The sequence below is a fragment of the Streptomyces sp. LHD-70 genome, assembly GCF_031157275.1.
In the GTDB taxonomy this organism is placed as follows: Bacteria; Actinomycetota; Actinomycetes; order Streptomycetales; family Streptomycetaceae; genus Streptomyces.
The window spans coordinates 102,593-118,076 of the sequence record NZ_JAVIFW010000005.1 but is presented as its reverse complement, the minus strand read 5'-3'; the positions used below and the strand labels follow the sequence as shown (position 1 = coordinate 118,076).

The window sequence follows — 15,484 nt, the reverse complement described above, 5'->3', positions numbered from 1 at the left end:
CCATGACCCTGACCGCTGACCAGATCTACGCGACCGGCCTGCGCGGCCAGTGGCACCCGGTCTGCCCCTCCGACTTCGTCGCCCCCGGCGCGATGCGCAAGGTCACCGTCCTCGGCGAGCAGTGGCTGCTCTTCCGCCGCTCCGACGGCACCCTGAGCATGCTCGCCGACCGCTGCCCGCACCGCGGCGCCCCGCTCTCCCTCGGCAAGCACCTGGGCGACCGGGTGGCCTGCTGGTACCACGGCGTGGAGGTCGAGACCGACGGCACGGTGTCGTCGGTGCCCGGCCTGCCCGGCTGCAACCTGGAGGGCAAGCAGCTCGTCCGCTCCCTTCCGGTGCGGGAGGCCGCGGGCGCGGTCCTCGCGTACTTCGGCTCCGAAGAGCAGCCGCAGCCGGTCGAGTTGACGCTCCCCGAGCCCCTCACCGACCCGGACGTCGACGCGTTCCTCTGCTACGCGGAGTGGAACGTGCCGTGGCGGTACGCCGTGGAGAACCTGCTCGACCCGATGCACGGCGCGTTCCTGCACCACGACTCGCACACGATGTTCGAGGGCGACACGACCGCCAAGTTCCGCATCCGGGAGACCGACCGCGGCTACTTCTTCGAGAAGACCGACCAGCGGGGCGTCAACTTCGACTGGGTGGAGCTGTGCCGCACGGGCGTGGACTGGGTGGATCTGTCCATCCCGTACCCGCCGTCGGCGGGCCCCGGCGGCCCGTTCGGGATCGTCGGCATGGTCCGCCCGGTCGACGAGGAGCGCTGCGCGGTGTTCTTCTGGCGCTACCGCAAGGTCCAGGGCTGGCAGCGCGACAGCTGGCGCTTCCTCTACAAGACCCTGATCGAGGAACGCCACTGGGCCGTCCTGGAACAGGACCGCGTCATGCTGGAGGCGATGCCGTCCGACGCCGACCAGCAGGAGAACCTGTACCAGCACGACCTGGGCGTGGTGCGGCTGCGACGCCTTTACCGGGCTGGGGCGGAGGCGCAGGGGAGCGTCTGAGCCCTGCCAGGCTGGTGCCTCGCCCCCGCCTGCGGACCGCCCGTGGTCGCTCGCGCAGTTCCCCGCGCCCCTTCGGGGGCGCGGGGTTCACCCCTCGCCCGGCCCCTCCGCCGACTCCTCGATGGACCGCTCCAACTTCGACAGCAACCGGGCCAGTTGACGGCACTCCGCAGGAGACATGCCGGCCAGCATGCGGCGCTCGTTGTCCAGGTGCTCCGCGAACACCTCGTCGACCTTGGCCAGACCGGCGTCCGTGAGGCGTGAGTACACGACGCGCCGGTCGTCGGCGTCCCGTTCCCGGACGATGAGCCCGTCCTTCTCCAGGCGGTCGATCCGCAGCGTCACCCCGGCCGACGAGACGAGCCCCGAGTCGGCCAACTGCCCGGCCGTGAGCCGGTACGGCGCTCCCGCGCGGCGCAGCGCCGTCAGTACGTCGAAACCGGCCACCGCCAGGCCGTGCTGGTCGATCGCGGAGGTCAGCCGGGTGTTGTAGCGCAGGAAGGTGCGATGCAGCCGCGCGAGGACCTCCAGGGGCGAGGTGTCGAGCTCGGGCCGCTCGCGCGCCCAGTCCTCGATGATCGACGCGACCGCGTCCTTGCGGACGGCCCCGTTCTTCGCGGCGTTCTTCCCCGTCATGTGCGACTGCCTGCCTTCCCCTCGTGGCGGCTCCGTCGAGCCGTCGAAGAAATCTTAGCCCTGAAACACATACGCCCTTCCCCCGCCCGGGGCCATAATGAGGCCGATACATCGGATGTCTACCGGCGCGCACGGCCTCGGCGAGGATACGGCGAGGACGCGGGCGCGCCGACTGGTCGAGGCGGGGGCACCATGGCGGTCACGGACGAGGCGATCGAGAAGATCAAGGGCATGATCGTCTCCGGCGCGCTGCGCCCCGGCGACCGCCTGCCCAAGGAGAGCGAGCTCGCCGCCGACCTGGGCCTGTCCCGCAACTCCCTGCGCGAGGCGGTGCGCGCCCTCGCCCTGATCCGCATCCTCGACGTACGCCAGGGCGACGGCACGTACGTCACCAGTCTCGACCCCCAACTCCTCCTGGAGGCCCTGAGCTTCGTCGTCGACTTCCACCGCGACGACACGGTCCTGGAGTTCCTGGCCGTCCGTCGCATCCTGGAACCGGCGGCCACGGCGATCGCCTGCAAGCAGATCGACGCCGCCGAACTGGACTTTCTGGAGGCCCAGTTGGACGCCCTCGGCCCGGCACCCTCGGTCGAGGAGCTGGTCGCGTCCGACCTGGAGTTCCACCGCGGCATCGTCCAGGCCTCCGGCAACTCGGTGCTCTGCTCGCTGCTCGACGGCCTGTCCGGGCCGACGACCCGGGCCCGGGTCTGGCGCGGCCTCACCCAGGAGGACGCGGTCAGCCGGACCCTGCACGAACACCGCATGATCCTCACCGCGCTCCGCGACCGCGACGCCGAGGCGGCCCGCTCCTGGGCGACGGTGCACATCGCGAGCGTCGAGCAGTGGCTGCGCTCGACGCTGTGAGCACCACCACTCCCCCAGTCACCTCGCACAGTTGACCATCCACGGCTCGGACGAATAGACCTCTGCACAGAGGCGTATGCATCACCTCTGGCGTGCCAGGGGCATGCAAGGGGGCTGCGGAGGCCCCCCGCGGACGCCGTAAGGTTGGGGCGTACGCGAGTGGGGTCCCTCCCAGGCCCACAAGGCTCTGGGGGAACGTCGGAAGGAGGCGCTGGGTGATCGAGCTCGAGGGGGTTCCCGAGCTGGTCGACCCGGTCATGGTGGCCGCGTTCGAGGGCTGGAACGACGCAGGCGACGCCGCCTCCACCGCGGTCGCACACCTGGACCGGGAGTGGAAGGGCGAGGTGTTCGCCGCCCTCGACGCCGAGGACTACTACGACTTCCAGGTCAACCGCCCCACGGTGTGGCTGGACGGCGGCGTCCGCAAGATCACCTGGCCGACGACCCGCCTGTCCGTCGTCCGGGTCGGCGGTGACAAACCGCGCGACCTCGTCCTGGTGCGCGGCATCGAACCGTCCATGCGCTGGCGCTCGTTCTGCAACGAACTCCTCGGCTTCGCCCACGAACTGGGCGTCGAGCTGGTGGTGATCCTGGGCGCCCTGCTCGGCGACACCCCGCACACCCGCCCCGTCCCGGTCAGCGGCGTCACGTCCGACCCGGACCTGGCCCGCACGATGAACCTGGAGGAGACGCGGTACGAGGGCCCCACCGGCATCGTCGGCATCCTCCAGGAGGCCTGCACGCACGCGGGCGTCCCCGCGGTCTCGCTCTGGGCGGCCGTCCCGCACTACGTCTCGCAGCCGCCCAACCCGAAGGCGACCCTGGCCCTCCTGAACCGCCTGGAGGACCTGATCGGCCTGCGCATCCCGCTCGGCGAGCTGGCGGAGGACGCGCGCGCCTGGCAGTTGGGCGTGGACCAGCTGGCGGCCGAGGACAGCGAGGTCGCGGAGTACGTGCAGAGCCTGGAGGAGGCCCGCGACACGGCGGAGCTGCCCGAGGCGTCCGGCGAGGCGATCGCCCGCGAGTTCGAGCGCTACCTCCGTCGGCGTGACGGCGGCCCGACGGGCCCGGGGCACGCGACGGACGGCAGCGACGCGGGCCCGTTCCTGCGCGACACCGCGAGCGACCGCACGCGCCCGCCGAAGCCCCCGCACCCCCAGGACCGCCCGGACCAGACCGAGCAGCCCGAGCAGAGGGACGACCAGCCCGAGCAGCCCGCCAAGGATGCGGAGGCAGCGGCGGAGGCAGACTCGGACGCGGGTTCCGACGACAACGGCCAGGAGACCCCGGCCACCCAGGACACCCAGGGCCCCGAGGACACCGAGAACCGCGAAGACGGCGGCAGCAGCACCGGCGCCCCCGGCAAGGACGACTGACCGGCCGACGCAACACCCCGGGCACCACAGAGGCGCCGGACGAGCACTTCTCGTCCGGCGCCTTTGCGTACGCAGGTACTACAGCGCCACACCAAGCAGCGCGTCCACGGCACGGGACACTACGCCGGGCGCCCCCTCGTCCGTACCGCCCTCGGAGTCCTGGAGCGCGGCCCAGCGGTCGACGGCCGCGAGCGCCTTCGGGGCGTCGAGGTCGTCGGACAGGGCCTCGCGGATCTCCTCGACGAGCGCCTCCGCGGCCGGGCCGTCGGGCCGGGAGACGGCGGCGCGCCAGCGGCCCAGGCGGTCCACGGCGTCCGGCAGGACCTGGTCGGTCCACTCCCAGTCGGCGCGGTAGTGGTGGGCGAGGAGCGCGAGCCGGATCGCGGCCGGGTCGACGCCGTCGCGGCGCAGCTTCGAGACGAAGACCAGGTTGCCCTTGGACTTCGACATCTTCTCGCCGTCGAGGCCGACCATCCCCGCGTGCACGTACGCCTTCGCGAAGGGGTGCTCGCCGGTGAGGACCTGGGCGTGCGAGGCGCCCATCTCGTGGTGCGGGAAGGCCAGGTCGGAGCCGCCGCCCTGAACGTCGAAGCCCATGCCGAGGTGTTCCAGGGCGATGGCGACGCACTCGATGTGCCAGCCGGGCCGGCCGCGGCCGAGGCTGGCGCCGTCCCAGCTGGGCTCGCCCTCGCGGGCGGCCATCCACAGCATCGGGTCGAGGGGGTTCTTCTTGCCGGGGCGCTCCGGGTCGCCGCCGCGCTCCGCGGAGAGCGCCTTCATGGCGGCGGCGTCGAGGCGGGAGACCTCGCCGAAGTGGGCGTCCGACTCGACGGAGAAGTAGACGTCGCCCTCGAGTTCGTAGGCGGCGCCCATGTCACGCAGTCGCTCGACCAGCGGGACGATCCCGGGTATGGCCTCGACGGCGCCTATGTACTGCTGCGGGGGAAGCATCCGCAGGGCGGTCATGTCCTCGCGGAAGAGTGCGGTCTCGCGCTCCGCGAGCCCGGTCCAGTCGACGCCGTCGCGCACGGCCCGCTCCAAAAGCGGATCGTCCACGTCCGTCACGTTCTGGACATAGTGAACCTGCCGCTTGGTGTCGAGCCACACGCGCTGAACGAGGTCGAACGCGTTGTAGGTCGCCGCGTGACCCATGTGGGTCGCGTCGTACGGCGTGATGCCGCAGACGTAGATACGGGCGACAGGACCGGGGTCAAGGGCGATGCGCCCACCGGTCGCGGTGTCGTGGATCCTGAGGTCGCGGCCCTTGCCGGGCAGGGCGGGGACCTCGGAAGCGGGCCAGGCATGCATGCTTCGAGACTAACCGGACGCCCCTTCCGGATACGAACCGGACCGGATCTTCTGGCCGGGAAGGCCCTCTTGCGTCTCGGCCGCCGATGTGCAGCGCCGATCCATCGCCCTGCGCCCATGGATCGCCGTGGGCAGGGCTCACACGGGCGGCCACGGAATCGCGGGCCACGATCCGTTCGGCACCGGGTGCACCCCGGACCGCAGCAATTCGGCCACCCGTTCGCGTACGGCGTCCACCTCGGCCGGAGTGATCAACTCCACGAGCCGGTCCGCGAGCGGCGCACCCTCGGCGAGGTCCCGCGCGAGGGTGCCGAGAACCTCGACGGCCTCCGCGGTCAGCGGCTCACCGGCCCAGCCCCACAGCAGGGTGCGCAGCTTGTCGTCCACGTGGAAGGTGACGCCGTGGTCGATGCCGTACAGCGTGCCGCCGGGCGCGGGCAGCAGATGGCCGCCCTTGCGGTCGGAGTTGTTGATCACGGCGTCGAGGACGGCGAGGCGGCGCAGGCGCGGGTCGTCGGCGTGCACGAGCAGGGCCGTGCGCCCCTCTGAGACCTCGGCGAAGCCGACGGCCTTCCAGCCCTCGTCGGGCTCCTCCCCGTCGACGAGCGCGAGGAGTTCGGGCGCGGAGTCCGCCTCCGACGGGGCGACCGGCTCGATCCACAGCTGGCACATGCCCTCGCCGTGCGGCCCGTCGCGCAGGACGGTTGGCGGTACGAGATCCCAGCCGGTGGCCCGCGACACCTCGTACGCGGCGACCTCGCGCTGGGCGAGCGTGCCGTCGGGGAAGTCCCACAGCGGACGCTCACCGGCGACCGGCTTGTACACGCAGTGGGCGCTGACGCCCTCGTGCTCGACCGAGCAGTAGAGAACCGCGTTGGAGGCTTCGCGGATCCGTCCGAGCACAGTGAGTTCGCCGTGCGTCAGCAGATCGACGGCTTCCGCGGTGGCGGTCACAGGCCGCGCCGGTATCCGTTCTGACGCGGGCATACGTGTCCTTCCGGGTCGAGCGGCAGGCTGCACAGCGGGCACGGCGGACGGCCCGCGTTCACGACGTCGAGGGCGCGCTTGGCGAAGGCCCTGGCCTGCGCTCCGGAGAGCCGTACGCGCAGCATCGGCGGGCCGTTCTCGTCGTCCTGGAGCAGTCGCTCCTCGGCCTCGGCGAGGTCCTCGTCGTCGTCGGCGTCCAGCTCGACGAGCGCCTGGGCCTCGACGACCATGCGCTGCTCCTCGCCGTCCCAGGCGAGCGCCATGGTGCCGACGCGGAACTCCTCCTCGACGGGGGCGTCGAGGGGCGCGCTGTCGGCGATCTCGCTGGGCGCCACGGCCGGCACGGGGGCGCTGCCACCGCTGCGCCGCACGACCTCGTCGAGCAGCTCGTCCATGCGCTCGGCGAGCGCGGCCACCTGGGTCTTCTCCAGGGCAACGCTCGTGACCCGGCCACCGGCGGAGGCCTGCAGGAAGAACGTACGGCGCCCGGGGAGCCCGACCGTGCCGGCCACGAAACGTTCCGGCGGGTCGTAGAGGAACACCTGACGGGACACGTCCTGGCCTCTCCCTCGGTATCGGGTACTGCGGCTGTCTGCTCGCTGTCGGGTACTGCCGGCCATCGGGTACGACGGCCTGATGTGCTGCGGCCCTGGCCGCGGTCGACGTGGGTCACCCTACTGCGGGCGACGATCACGGTGCGCCCGCACCGCCCCCGACTGTCGCGTCGCCCCGCCCGGCGTCGGCCCCGTTGTCGCGCGGCGCGAGCCCGCCCAGGTCACCGGTGTCCCCGAGGCGTACGAGGAAGGGGCGGAGCCGCGTGTACCGGATCACGGTGACCGAGCAGGGCTCGACGGAGATCCGCTGGAACAGGTCGAGGTGGAGGCCCAGCGCCTCCGCGACGAGGGACTTGATGATGTCGCCGTGGGAGCACATCACATAGAGGGCGTCGGATCCGAAATCACGCTCCACGCGCGCGTTCCACTCCCGTACCGCCTCGGCGGCGCGGTGCTGCATGGCGCGCATGGACTCGCCGCCGGGGAACGCCGCGGCGGAGGGGTGCTGCTGGACGACCCGCATGAGGGGTTCGTCGGCGAGCTCGCCGAGCTTGCGGCCCGACCAGTCGCCGTAGTCGCACTCGTTGATGCCCTCCTCGGTGTGCAGCGTGAGCTCCGGGCGGGCGGCGAGCAGCGGCTCCAGGGTCTGCCGGCAGCGCTCCAGGGGGCTGCTCACGGCCGTGGCGAGGGGCAGCTCGGCGAGCCGCCCGGGCAGGGCGGCGGCCTGGGCTGCGCCGCGCTCGTCGAGGACCACTCCCGGCGTCCGTCCGGCGAGCACGCCCGCGGTGTTGGCGGTGGACCGGCCGTGCCGGACCAGGATCAGGGTGGGCATGGCTGCCAGCGTAGGCGGACCGGGCCACGGGGGTGCGTACAGGCCCGGATCACGGGAGAATGCCCGCAATGATCGTGGACTGCGCCATCTATCGCGACGGCCGCCGCGCCGAGGGCCCGGAGGACTTCTCGACGGCCCTCGCAGAGGCGAGGGCCAGCGGTGACGCGTTCCTGTGGGTCGGCCTGCACGAGCCGACGGAGCGGGAGTTCGACCACGTCTCGGACGAGTTCGGCCTGCACCCGCTGGCCGTCGAGGACGCCCTCAAGGCGCACCAGCGGCCGAAGCTGGAGGTGTACGACGACTCGCTGTTCATGGTCCTGAAGCCGATCGTCTACGACGAGGCGGCGGACAGCATCAGCTCGGGCGAGCTGATGCTCTTCGTCGGCGACGCGTTCGTGGTGACGGTGCGGCACGGCGAGGGCGCACCGCTCGCGGCCGTACGCAAGCGTCTGGAGGCGGACCCGAAGGTGCTGCGGCACGGTCCGACGGCGGTGCTCTACGCGGTGAGCGACGCCGTGGTGGACCACTACATCGATGTGGCCGCCGAACTGCACCTGGACCTGGAGGGCCTGGAGGCGGAGGTCTTCGAGCCGACCGGCGGCGACACCCGGCACACGGCGGGCCGCATCTACAACTTCAAGCGCCAGGTCCTCGAATTCCGCCGCGCCACCATGCCGTTGGCGGCCCCGATGACCCGGCTCGCGGGCGCGGCCGTGCCGTTCGTGCACGCGGAGTCGCAGCCGTTCTTCCGCGACGTCGCCGACCATCTGACCCGCGCCAACGAGAGCGTCGAGGGGCTGGACCGCCTCGTCTCGGACGTCCTCTCCGCGCACCTGGCGCAGACCGGGGTGCGGCAGAACGACGACATGCGCAAGATCTCCGCGTGGGCCGCCATGGCCGCCGTCCCGACAATGGTCGCGGGCGTGTACGGCATGAACTTCGAGCACATGCCGGAGCTGAAGCACACCTGGGGCTACCCGGCCGTGGTGGCGCTCATGGCGGGTGCGGTGTACGGGCTCTACCGGCTGTTCAAACGCCGCGGCTGGCTGTAAGCCTCGGGCCCGCGGGGCCCGTCAGGCGAACTCGGGGGCCGAAGTCGCGGGCTCGCCAAGGGCGTTGCGCCGCTCCGGCATCCTCAGGGACACCATCCGCCGCCACCCGCCGGCCCGCTCGTACGCGTAGATGGCGTGGATACCGGCCGCGAGCAGGGCCGCCTTGGGGCCTGGCCAGCCGAGGATGCGGCCCATGTGGGACATGACGGCGAGGCTCACATCGCGGTAGATGCGGATCTCGGCGTGCGCGCACTCGTGCAGGATCCGCTGGATCTCCCGGCCGTGCCCGGCGTACGCGAACCGCAGCAACTCCTCGTGGCAGTACGCGAGATGGTTGTCCTCGTCGTGGGAGATCATCTTGACGGCGCGGCCGACGTCGGGGTGGTCGGCGAAGTGTCTGCGGAGCAGGTCCATCTGCTCGGAGGCGCGCTGTTCGGTGACGCGGCTGTGGGCGAGGTACATGATGATGTCCTGCTCGCCGAGCGGCCGCTCGGCCCTCAGCTGTTCATGCGCGAGGCCGATGCCGTTCCGCTCCAGGAGCAGGGTGTAGTCGGTCTCCGGCGGGACCTGGCAGGGTTCGAGGCGGCGCTTCTTCAGGAGGGCGTTGAAGATCCGGCCATGCTTGTCCTCGTCCGCGCCGTGCCGCCTGATCCTGGGGGCGAGGTCGCGCTGACTCTCCGGTACGAGCGCGGCGATCCGGCCGTTCTCCCAGCCCCCCTGGGACTCGCCGCCGGCCGCGATGGAGCAGAACAGCCGGAACGACTCGTCGTCGTCGAGGATCTCGGAGAACAGGCTCTTGGCCGAAAGCATCACTGCCACCTCCTGGGGGCGCCCGCGAAGTGACCCCGCGAAGAACGAGTCAAATGCGGTGCGAGGCGGCGGGCAACTCGAGATGGTTCGTGAGCGCCACGGAGAGCAGGACGGGCGGCAGACCTCCCGGAGCCCGTCCGAGCCCGTGAGACCCCGCCAGAGCCCGTCTGAGGCGTAACCGACGGGCTTGTGCGGCGTTGTACGGAGTAACGGCCGTGGCGGGGAAGACCCCCGAGCCCCCACCACGGCCGTAGAGAACTCCCCCGGGAACTCCCCCGGGAACTTCCCCGGAGAACTCCCCACTGCTCCGGTCTCCCGGAAATCCCCCGCGTCAGGCCAGTCCGGCCCGATCGAGCGCCTCGGTGCCCGCGCGCAGCGCGGCCAGTCGCTCGTCGAGCGTGAAGCCGGCCGGTGCGAGCGTCAGCGTCGTCACTCCGGCCTCCGCGTAGGCCTGCATGCGGTCGGCGATCCGCTCCACGGAGCCGAGCAGGGTGGTGGAGTCGATCAGCTGCTGCGGCACCGCGGCGGCCGCGCCGTCCTTGTCGCCGGACAGGTACTTGTCCTGGATCTCGGCGGCTTCCTTCTCGTACCCCATGCGCTGCGCGAGCTGGTTGTAGAAGTTCTGCTTGCGGCTGCCCATGCCGCCGACGTAGAGCGCGGTGTACGGGCGGAAGGTGTCGGCGAGCGCGCTCACGTCGCCGTCGTCGCCGAGCGCGAGCGGCAGCGTCGGGCACACGTCGAAGCCGTCCATCGTCAGTCCGGCCTTCTCGCGGCCCGCGCGGATGTGCTGCAGCGCGGTGTCCTCGATGTGCTCGGCGGCAGGAAAGATCAGCAGCGCGCCCTCGGCGATCTCGCCGGTCTGCTCCAGGTTCTTCGGGCCGATCGCGGCGATGTAGACGGGGATGTGCTCGCGGGCCGGGTGCACGGTGAGCTTGATCGGCTTGCCGGGGCCGTCGGGCAGCGGCAGCGTCCAGTGCTCGCCGTCGTACGAGAGGCGCTCGCGGCTCATCGCCTTGCGGACGATGTCGACGTACTCGCGGGTGCGGGCCAGCGGCTTGTCGAACTTCACGCCGTACCAGCCCTCGGAGACCTGCGGTCCGGATACGCCGAGGCCGAGGCGGAAGCGGCCGCCGGAGAGGGAGTCGAGGGTGGCCGCCGTCATGGCGGTCATCGCCGGCTGCCGGGCCGGGATCTGGAAGATCGCGGAGCCGACGTCGATGCGCTCCGTCTGGGCGGCGACCCAGGAGAGCACGGTCGCCGCGTCCGAGCCGTATGCCTCGGCCGCCCAGCAGACCGAGTAGCCGAGCCTGTCCGCCTCCTTGGCGACGGCGAGATTGTCCGCGTCCATCCCGGCGCCCCAGTAGCCGAGGTTGATCCCGAGTCGCATGCGCCGAACCCCTTACCCATGAGTAACGTGCCTGTTGTCCGGACTCTAGCGCGCCGCGGTGCGATCCGTCAGCGGGTGGCTGTCCACAGGCTCCGGCGAACGGTTATCCACAGGCCCGCCCGGGTTCGGCACGTGAGCAGTAACCTCAGCGCCCATGGAGCAGAGGCATCTCGGCCGCACCGGCCTGCGCGTGTCCAGGATCGGCCTCGGCACCCTCACCTGGGGCCGTGACACCGACGAGCACGACGCCGCCCACCAGTTGAAGGTCTTCTGGGAGGCGGGCGGCACGCTCGTCGACACGGCGGACGTGTACGGCGGCGGCGAGGCGGAGTACGTCCTGGGGCAGCTCGTCGAGGGCCTGGTGCCCCGGCGCGAGCTGGTCATCGCCACCAAGGCGGGCAGCGTCCCCGACCCGGAGCGCCGCTTCGACGGCTCGCGCGGCCATCTGCTCGCCGCCCTGGACGCCTCGCTGCAGCGGCTCGGCACGGACTACGTCGACCTGTGGCAGGTGCACGCCTTCGACGCGTCGACGCCCCTGGAGGAGACCCTGCAGGCCCTGGACATCGCGGTCTCCAGCGGCCGCGCCCGCTACGCCGGGGTGTCCAACTTCTGCGGCTGGCAGCTCGCCAAGGCCGCCACCTGGCAGCTCGCGGCCCCGGGCGTGCGCACCCGCCTGGCCAGTACGCAGATGGAGTACTCGCTACTGCAGCGCGGTGTGGAGCGGGAGGTGCTGCCGGCCGCGCTCGACCTGGGCGTCGGGCTTCTGCCCTCCTCGCCGCTCGGCCGGGGCGTCCTCACCGGCAAGTACCGCCACTCCACGCCCGCCGACTCGCGGGGCGCCTCCGAGCAGTTGGCGCCCTTCGTGGAGCCGTATCTCGACGAGGCCGCGGGCCGCGTGGTGGACGCGGTGGCGACGGCGGCGGACGGCCTCGCGGCCACACCGCTGCAGGTGGCCCTCGCGTGGGTGCGCGACCGGCCGGGGGTGGCCGCGCCGATCGTGGGCGCGCGCAACGCACAGCAGCTCACGGCCGCGTTGTCAGTGGAGAGCCTTAGTCTTCCTGACGAGATCTGCCGGGCTCTCGACGACGTGTCGGCGCCCGTGCACCGCTACCCCGACCAGGACTGGAGCACCCTGTGAGTACGGAGTCCGCCGCCCCGGACGAGACCGGCAGCACCACACCCGAGCCGGCCGCGGAGGACGCCCTGCCCGAGACGCCCGCGGAGAACGCCGCGGCCCCCGGCGGGGGCGGCTCGGACGGCTCGGACGGCTCGGACGGCACCGAGGGAGACGCAGCGGAGAGCGCCGCCGACGGCACCCAGGAAGACGCTGAGGAGACCGCCGCGGAGAGCGCCACCGACGCCACCAAGGAGGAGGCCGCCGCCCAACCCTCCGAAACCGAGGCCGAGTTGGCCGCGCAGCGGGAGCTCAGGGAGCGGATCGAGCGGCGCAAGGCCGAGCGGGACGCCCCGATCGAGAGCGGCACGAAACTCAGCGGCACGGCGGCCGACCTCCTGGCCGCCGTCCGCGCCGTGGAGAGCGGCGAGAAGCCGGCCGGAGCGGTCTTCGAGCCCGAGTCCGCACCCCGCCGCCCGGCCCCCGAGCCGGCCCGCAGGCCCGAGCGCCCGGCGCCGGTGAGCACTCCTGCGGGCCCCGCCGCCGAGGCCGTGGACGCGGTCCGCGCGGTCCTCGCCGAAGGCGGTGCCCCCGCCGCGCTCGCCGAGCAGACGGCCACGGCCCTGGGCGAGGGCGCCGAGGCCGTGCTGCGCGAGGACCCCTGGCAGCTCCTCCGGGTCACGGGCGTGCGCCCGGAGCAGGCCGACGGCTTCGCCCGCGCCCTGCTGGGCGACGCCTGCCGTCCGGACGACGAGCGCCGCGACCGCGCGGTCGCCGTCTGGCTCCTGGAGCAGGCGGCCGTCGCCGGCCACACGGCGCTGGACGCCCCCGCGCTCGAATCCACGCTTGGGCGGTACGGCGTGGCGGACGCCGACGCCGCGGTCCAGAGCGCGATCGCCGAGGGCGACCTGCTGGTCTTCCAGGACGCGCTGGAGAACGCCCCGGGCGCCCCGGCCGCGCCCGCCACCGCAGCAGCCGAGGGCGAGGGCGAGGGCGAGGAGGCGGAAGAGCAGGAGCGGCCGGTCCGAGTCCTCGTCGGCCTGGAGCGCTACGCCATGGCGGAGGAGAGCCTCGCCGACGGCCTGGCCAGGGTGCTCAACTCCCTTGCCAAGGAGGAGAGTCCGCAGCGGTCCGCCCTGCTCGCGGCGGCCGGTTCCGCCCGTGGTTCGACGGCCGAGCTGATCCGTGCCGTCGCGGGCAGCAGCCTCGTCCTGCACACCGGAGGTGAGGAGGCCCGCGCCGAGCCCGCCGCCCTGGTGGCCGCCGCCGCAGCCGCCGGACTCCGGGTCTGCGCCGCCTCCCACACCCCGTACGGGAAGAGGACGTTCCGGCAGGCCGTCGCCGCGCGGACCGGTGCGGCAAGCGAGTCCGCGGAGGCCGGGTCCACGCCGGGCGGCACCGCGGAGGGCGCCGCCGTGACCGTCGCCGAGTTGCTCTCCGGCGCGGAGGGCCCCGGCCGGGACGCCGAGGGCGCGTTCGACCTTGACCTGCTCGTGCTGCTCGACGCCCCGCAGCTGGACGTCGAGGGTGCGGCAATGCTCGTGGAGTCGCTGCCCGACGGTGCCCGGCTCGTGCTGAGCGGCGATCCGGGGGCGCTGTGGTCGGCGGGCCCGGGTCGGGTCTTCGCCGACCTCCTGGGCGCCCGCGTCTGCCCCGTGGTGGTCTCGCGCGTCCCGGACGAGGGCCCGATCGGCGAGCTGGTCTCCGGCATCGGCATCGGCGAGCTGAACCAAGTGGCCGCGCCGGACAAGGAAGTTGTGATCGTCCCCGTGCGGGACGCGGGCGAGGCCGTGCACCGTACGGTGCAGCTCGTCGCCGAGTCGGTGCCCCGCGCCTTCGGCCTGCCCGCCGGCGCCACGCAGGTGATCACCGTGGGCCACGGCGGCGCCGCGGGCACCCGTGCCCTGAACGCCGCGCTGAAGGAGCGGCTCAACCCCGGACCGGGCCGCTTCGGCGGCTTCGACCCCGGCGACCGGATCGCGTACTCCCCGGCGCCCAACCGCACCGTCCTCGGCCAGGTGGTCCGGGCCGACGCGGACGGGCTGCACGTGGAGTGCGAGGGCAGACCGGTCGTCGTCCGCAAGGACCGGGTGGAGCAGTCCGTACGCCACGGCTGGGCGCTGACCGCTCAGCAGGCCGTCGGACAGCGCTGGCCCGCAGCCGTCGTCGTCCTGCCCGGTGACGCGGCCAAGGGGCTGACCAGAGCGTGGGTCTACACCGCGTTCGGGCGGGGCGAGCGGCATCTGTCGGTGGTGCACGGCGTGGAGCAGGCCCTCCCGCGCGCCGTGGCGGAGCGCCCGGCGAAGCCGCGTACGACCCGGCTGCAGACGCTGCTGCGTACGCAGGTCCCCTCGCCCGAGGCCACACCGCCCCAGGACGCCTGACCTCGCACGCACGGCGGCGCCCGACGGGAAGAACCCGTCGGGCGTCGGCCGTGACCGACGGCAGGCGGTGAGGGGCCGGGCGCAGAGGGCGCCCGGCGTCGGCCTCAGGCGAGCCCGTCGACTTCCTGCGATGCCGTACGGGCGACTCCGCGGCTTGCCGCGGGGCGGGGCTCGTCCACGTCGTCCTCCAGGTCCTCGTCGAAGACCGAGCTGACGTCGAAGCGGCACACGATCTGCTGCGGGTCGGCCTGCTCGAAGGGCGCGTCCAGCCACTCCCCCGGTTCGGCCGGCTCGTCCGCGGCCGCCACCCACAGCGTGGAGTCGCCCTCCTCGAGGCCGAACTCCTTGTGCCGCGAGGCGATTTCGTCCGGTTCGAACTCGCCGAAGAGCACACCGAGCGCGGCGTGCACGCTGTGGCCCACGACCCCGGCGGCCGAGGGCTCGCCCGCCGCGGTGTCGGTGTCCAGATCCGCGACGCGCTGTGCCTGTGCCCGCAGCCGCTGCGGCTCGATCACGGTGTAGTCCCGGCGGATCAACACGCTCACCGCGTTCGGCTCCTCCGGCCCGGTGTACGGCGGCAGGCCGTCCTCCGCGCCCGGGATCTCGAAGGGCGTGACCTCGTCGTAGGCGTCGTAGAGCAGTTCGTCGTACACCTCCGCCGCCGCGGCCAGCTGGTTGAACGCCTCATGGACTCCCGAGTCGTCATCCCCCGACCTCCGCTCGACGGCCGCCAGGTGGGCGTCGAGCGCGGCCTTGACCGCCTCGGCGGCGGCACGTACCTCGGCAGCTGTGGGCTGCGCAGCATCAGACATAGTGCAGACGCTATCCGTACCGGGGCGCTGCCCGCACAATAGATGCGATGCCGGAATACGAATTTGTCGATGTGTATGTGCCGCGCGGGGTGTCCCGCAAGGAAGCGACGCGACTACTGACGGACCACGCGGAGTACGGACACTGGGAGTTGGACCGACTGAGCCTGCGCAGGGACGGCAGCCGGAAGGTGCGGTTGCGCCGCCGGATCATCCGGCAGGTGCGCGCCACCTGGTGAGGCTGCCGGGCAGGAGCCGCCGGACCTGAGGTGCCTGGCGTAAGGAGCTGCCTGTAAGGAGCTGCCGGATGTCAGGCTGCCGGACATGCGAACGGAGTGGGTGCCGTCCTTGACGGCGCCCACTCCGTCGT

15 protein-coding genes are annotated in these 15,484 nt (G+C 72.6%); 7 read left to right on the top strand and 8 right to left on the bottom strand.

The features are described 5' to 3' along the window. Window positions 1-2: 2 nt before the first annotated feature. Window positions 3-1,001, top strand: coding sequence for an aromatic ring-hydroxylating dioxygenase subunit alpha (locus RCO28_RS11215; RefSeq protein WP_308940897.1), 999 nt, complete (start codon window positions 3-5; stop codon window positions 999-1,001). A gap of 87 nt (window positions 1,002-1,088) precedes the next feature. Here RCO28_RS11215 and RCO28_RS11210 read toward each other — a convergent pair whose 3' ends face one another. Beyond that, window positions 1,089-1,637: a MarR family transcriptional regulator gene (locus RCO28_RS11210; protein ID WP_308940896.1), complete on the bottom strand. Its 549-nt coding sequence runs from the start codon at window positions 1,635-1,637 to the stop codon at window positions 1,089-1,091. A gap of 192 nt (window positions 1,638-1,829) precedes the next feature. Between RCO28_RS11210 and RCO28_RS11205 the strand changes: the two genes are divergently transcribed. Both RCO28_RS11205 and RCO28_RS11200 read left to right on the top strand, forming a co-directional pair. After that, window positions 1,830-2,501 (top strand): FadR/GntR family transcriptional regulator, encoded by a 672-nt coding sequence (locus RCO28_RS11205; RefSeq protein ID WP_308940895.1) that lies wholly within the window; start codon window positions 1,830-1,832, stop codon window positions 2,499-2,501. A 215-nt stretch (window positions 2,502-2,716) separates the two neighbouring features. After that, the gene (locus RCO28_RS11200) at window positions 2,717-3,877 is read left to right on the top strand and encodes a PAC2 family protein (RefSeq protein ID WP_308940894.1); all 1,161 of its coding nucleotides are present in this window, start codon (window positions 2,717-2,719) and stop codon (window positions 3,875-3,877) included. A 78-nt stretch (window positions 3,878-3,955) separates the two neighbouring features. On the opposite strand, the gene mshC is transcribed toward RCO28_RS11200, so the two are convergent. From mshC to RCO28_RS11180, 4 genes are all read right to left on the bottom strand, one after another. Beyond that, complete coding sequence (mshC, locus tag RCO28_RS11195; RefSeq protein ID WP_308940893.1) at window positions 3,956-5,185, bottom strand: cysteine--1-D-myo-inosityl 2-amino-2-deoxy-alpha-D-glucopyranoside ligase; 1,230 nt, start codon at window positions 5,183-5,185, stop codon at window positions 3,956-3,958. A 138-nt stretch (window positions 5,186-5,323) separates the two neighbouring features. Beyond that, on the bottom strand, window positions 5,324-6,172 hold the full coding sequence (locus RCO28_RS11190) for an SCO1664 family protein (RefSeq protein ID WP_308940892.1): 849 nt from the start codon (window positions 6,170-6,172) through the stop codon (window positions 5,324-5,326). Further along, entirely contained in the window at window positions 6,136-6,726 is a 591-nt protein-coding gene (locus RCO28_RS11185; RefSeq protein WP_282534813.1) for a DUF3090 domain-containing protein, read from the bottom strand. The genes RCO28_RS11190 and RCO28_RS11185 overlap by 37 nt, the downstream gene beginning before the upstream one ends. A 136-nt stretch (window positions 6,727-6,862) precedes the next feature. After that, on the bottom strand, window positions 6,863-7,558 hold the full coding sequence (locus RCO28_RS11180) for a histidine phosphatase family protein (RefSeq protein ID WP_308940891.1): 696 nt from the start codon (window positions 7,556-7,558) through the stop codon (window positions 6,863-6,865). A gap of 59 nt (window positions 7,559-7,617) precedes the next feature. Between RCO28_RS11180 and corA the strand changes: the two genes are divergently transcribed. Then, a complete protein-coding gene (corA, locus tag RCO28_RS11175) occupies window positions 7,618-8,610 on the top strand; it encodes a magnesium/cobalt transporter CorA (RefSeq protein WP_308940890.1) in 993 nt (330 codons plus the stop codon). Window positions 8,611-8,631: 21 nt separating this feature from the next. Here corA and RCO28_RS11170 read toward each other — a convergent pair whose 3' ends face one another. After that, window positions 8,632-9,420: a ferritin-like domain-containing protein gene (locus RCO28_RS11170; protein ID WP_308940889.1), complete on the bottom strand. Its 789-nt coding sequence runs from the start codon at window positions 9,418-9,420 to the stop codon at window positions 8,632-8,634. Between the two features lie 331 nt (window positions 9,421-9,751). Next, on the bottom strand, window positions 9,752-10,807 hold the full coding sequence (locus RCO28_RS11165) for an LLM class F420-dependent oxidoreductase (RefSeq protein WP_308940888.1): 1,056 nt from the start codon (window positions 10,805-10,807) through the stop codon (window positions 9,752-9,754). A 154-nt stretch (window positions 10,808-10,961) separates the two neighbouring features. On the opposite strand from RCO28_RS11165, the gene RCO28_RS11160 reads away from it, so the two are divergent. Together RCO28_RS11160 and RCO28_RS11155 are read left to right on the top strand one after the other, a co-directional pair. Further along, window positions 10,962-11,945, top strand: a complete 984-nt coding sequence (locus RCO28_RS11160; protein ID WP_308940887.1) for an aldo/keto reductase — start codon at window positions 10,962-10,964, stop codon at window positions 11,943-11,945. Next, window positions 11,942-14,305 (top strand): helix-hairpin-helix domain-containing protein, encoded by a 2,364-nt coding sequence (locus tag RCO28_RS11155; RefSeq protein WP_308940886.1) that lies wholly within the window; start codon window positions 11,942-11,944, stop codon window positions 14,303-14,305. The genes RCO28_RS11160 and RCO28_RS11155 overlap by 4 nt, the downstream gene beginning before the upstream one ends. A 104-nt stretch (window positions 14,306-14,409) precedes the next feature. Here RCO28_RS11155 and RCO28_RS11150 read toward each other — a convergent pair whose 3' ends face one another. Further along, entirely contained in the window at window positions 14,410-15,117 is a 708-nt protein-coding gene (locus RCO28_RS11150; protein WP_308940885.1) for a hypothetical protein, read from the bottom strand. A 47-nt stretch (window positions 15,118-15,164) separates the two neighbouring features. On the opposite strand from RCO28_RS11150, the gene RCO28_RS11145 reads away from it, so the two are divergent. After that, a complete protein-coding gene (locus RCO28_RS11145) occupies window positions 15,165-15,353 on the top strand; it encodes a DUF5703 family protein (protein ID WP_175410115.1) in 189 nt (62 codons plus the stop codon). Window positions 15,354-15,484: the final 131 nt, after the last annotated feature.

Bases quoted from the DNA above. Each gene is read 5' to 3' on its own strand.
- RCO28_RS11215 (WP_308940897.1), top strand. From the start codon at position 3: ATGACCCTGACCGCTGACCAGATCTACGCGACCGGCCTGCGCGGCCAG.
- RCO28_RS11210 (WP_308940896.1), bottom strand. From the start codon at position 1,637: ATGACGGGGAAGAACGCCGCGAAGAACGGGGCCGTCCGCAAGGACGCG.
- RCO28_RS11205 (WP_308940895.1), top strand. From the start codon at position 1,830: ATGGCGGTCACGGACGAGGCGATCGAGAAGATCAAGGGCATGATCGTC.
- mshC (WP_308940893.1), bottom strand. From the start codon at position 5,185: ATGCATGCCTGGCCCGCTTCCGAGGTCCCCGCCCTGCCCGGCAAGGGC.
- RCO28_RS11190 (WP_308940892.1), bottom strand. From the start codon at position 6,172: ATGCCCGCGTCAGAACGGATACCGGCGCGGCCTGTGACCGCCACCGCG.
- RCO28_RS11180 (WP_308940891.1), bottom strand. From the start codon at position 7,558: ATGCCCACCCTGATCCTGGTCCGGCACGGCCGGTCCACCGCCAACACC.
- corA (WP_308940890.1), top strand. From the start codon at position 7,618: ATGCCCGCAATGATCGTGGACTGCGCCATCTATCGCGACGGCCGCCGC.
- RCO28_RS11170 (WP_308940889.1), bottom strand. From the start codon at position 9,420: ATGCTTTCGGCCAAGAGCCTGTTCTCCGAGATCCTCGACGACGACGAG.
- RCO28_RS11165 (WP_308940888.1), bottom strand. From the start codon at position 10,807: ATGCGACTCGGGATCAACCTCGGCTACTGGGGCGCCGGGATGGACGCG.
- RCO28_RS11160 (WP_308940887.1), top strand. From the start codon at position 10,962: ATGGAGCAGAGGCATCTCGGCCGCACCGGCCTGCGCGTGTCCAGGATC.
- RCO28_RS11150 (WP_308940885.1), bottom strand. From the start codon at position 15,117: ATGTCTGATGCTGCGCAGCCCACAGCTGCCGAGGTACGTGCCGCCGCC.
- RCO28_RS11145 (WP_175410115.1), top strand. From the start codon at position 15,165: ATGCCGGAATACGAATTTGTCGATGTGTATGTGCCGCGCGGGGTGTCC.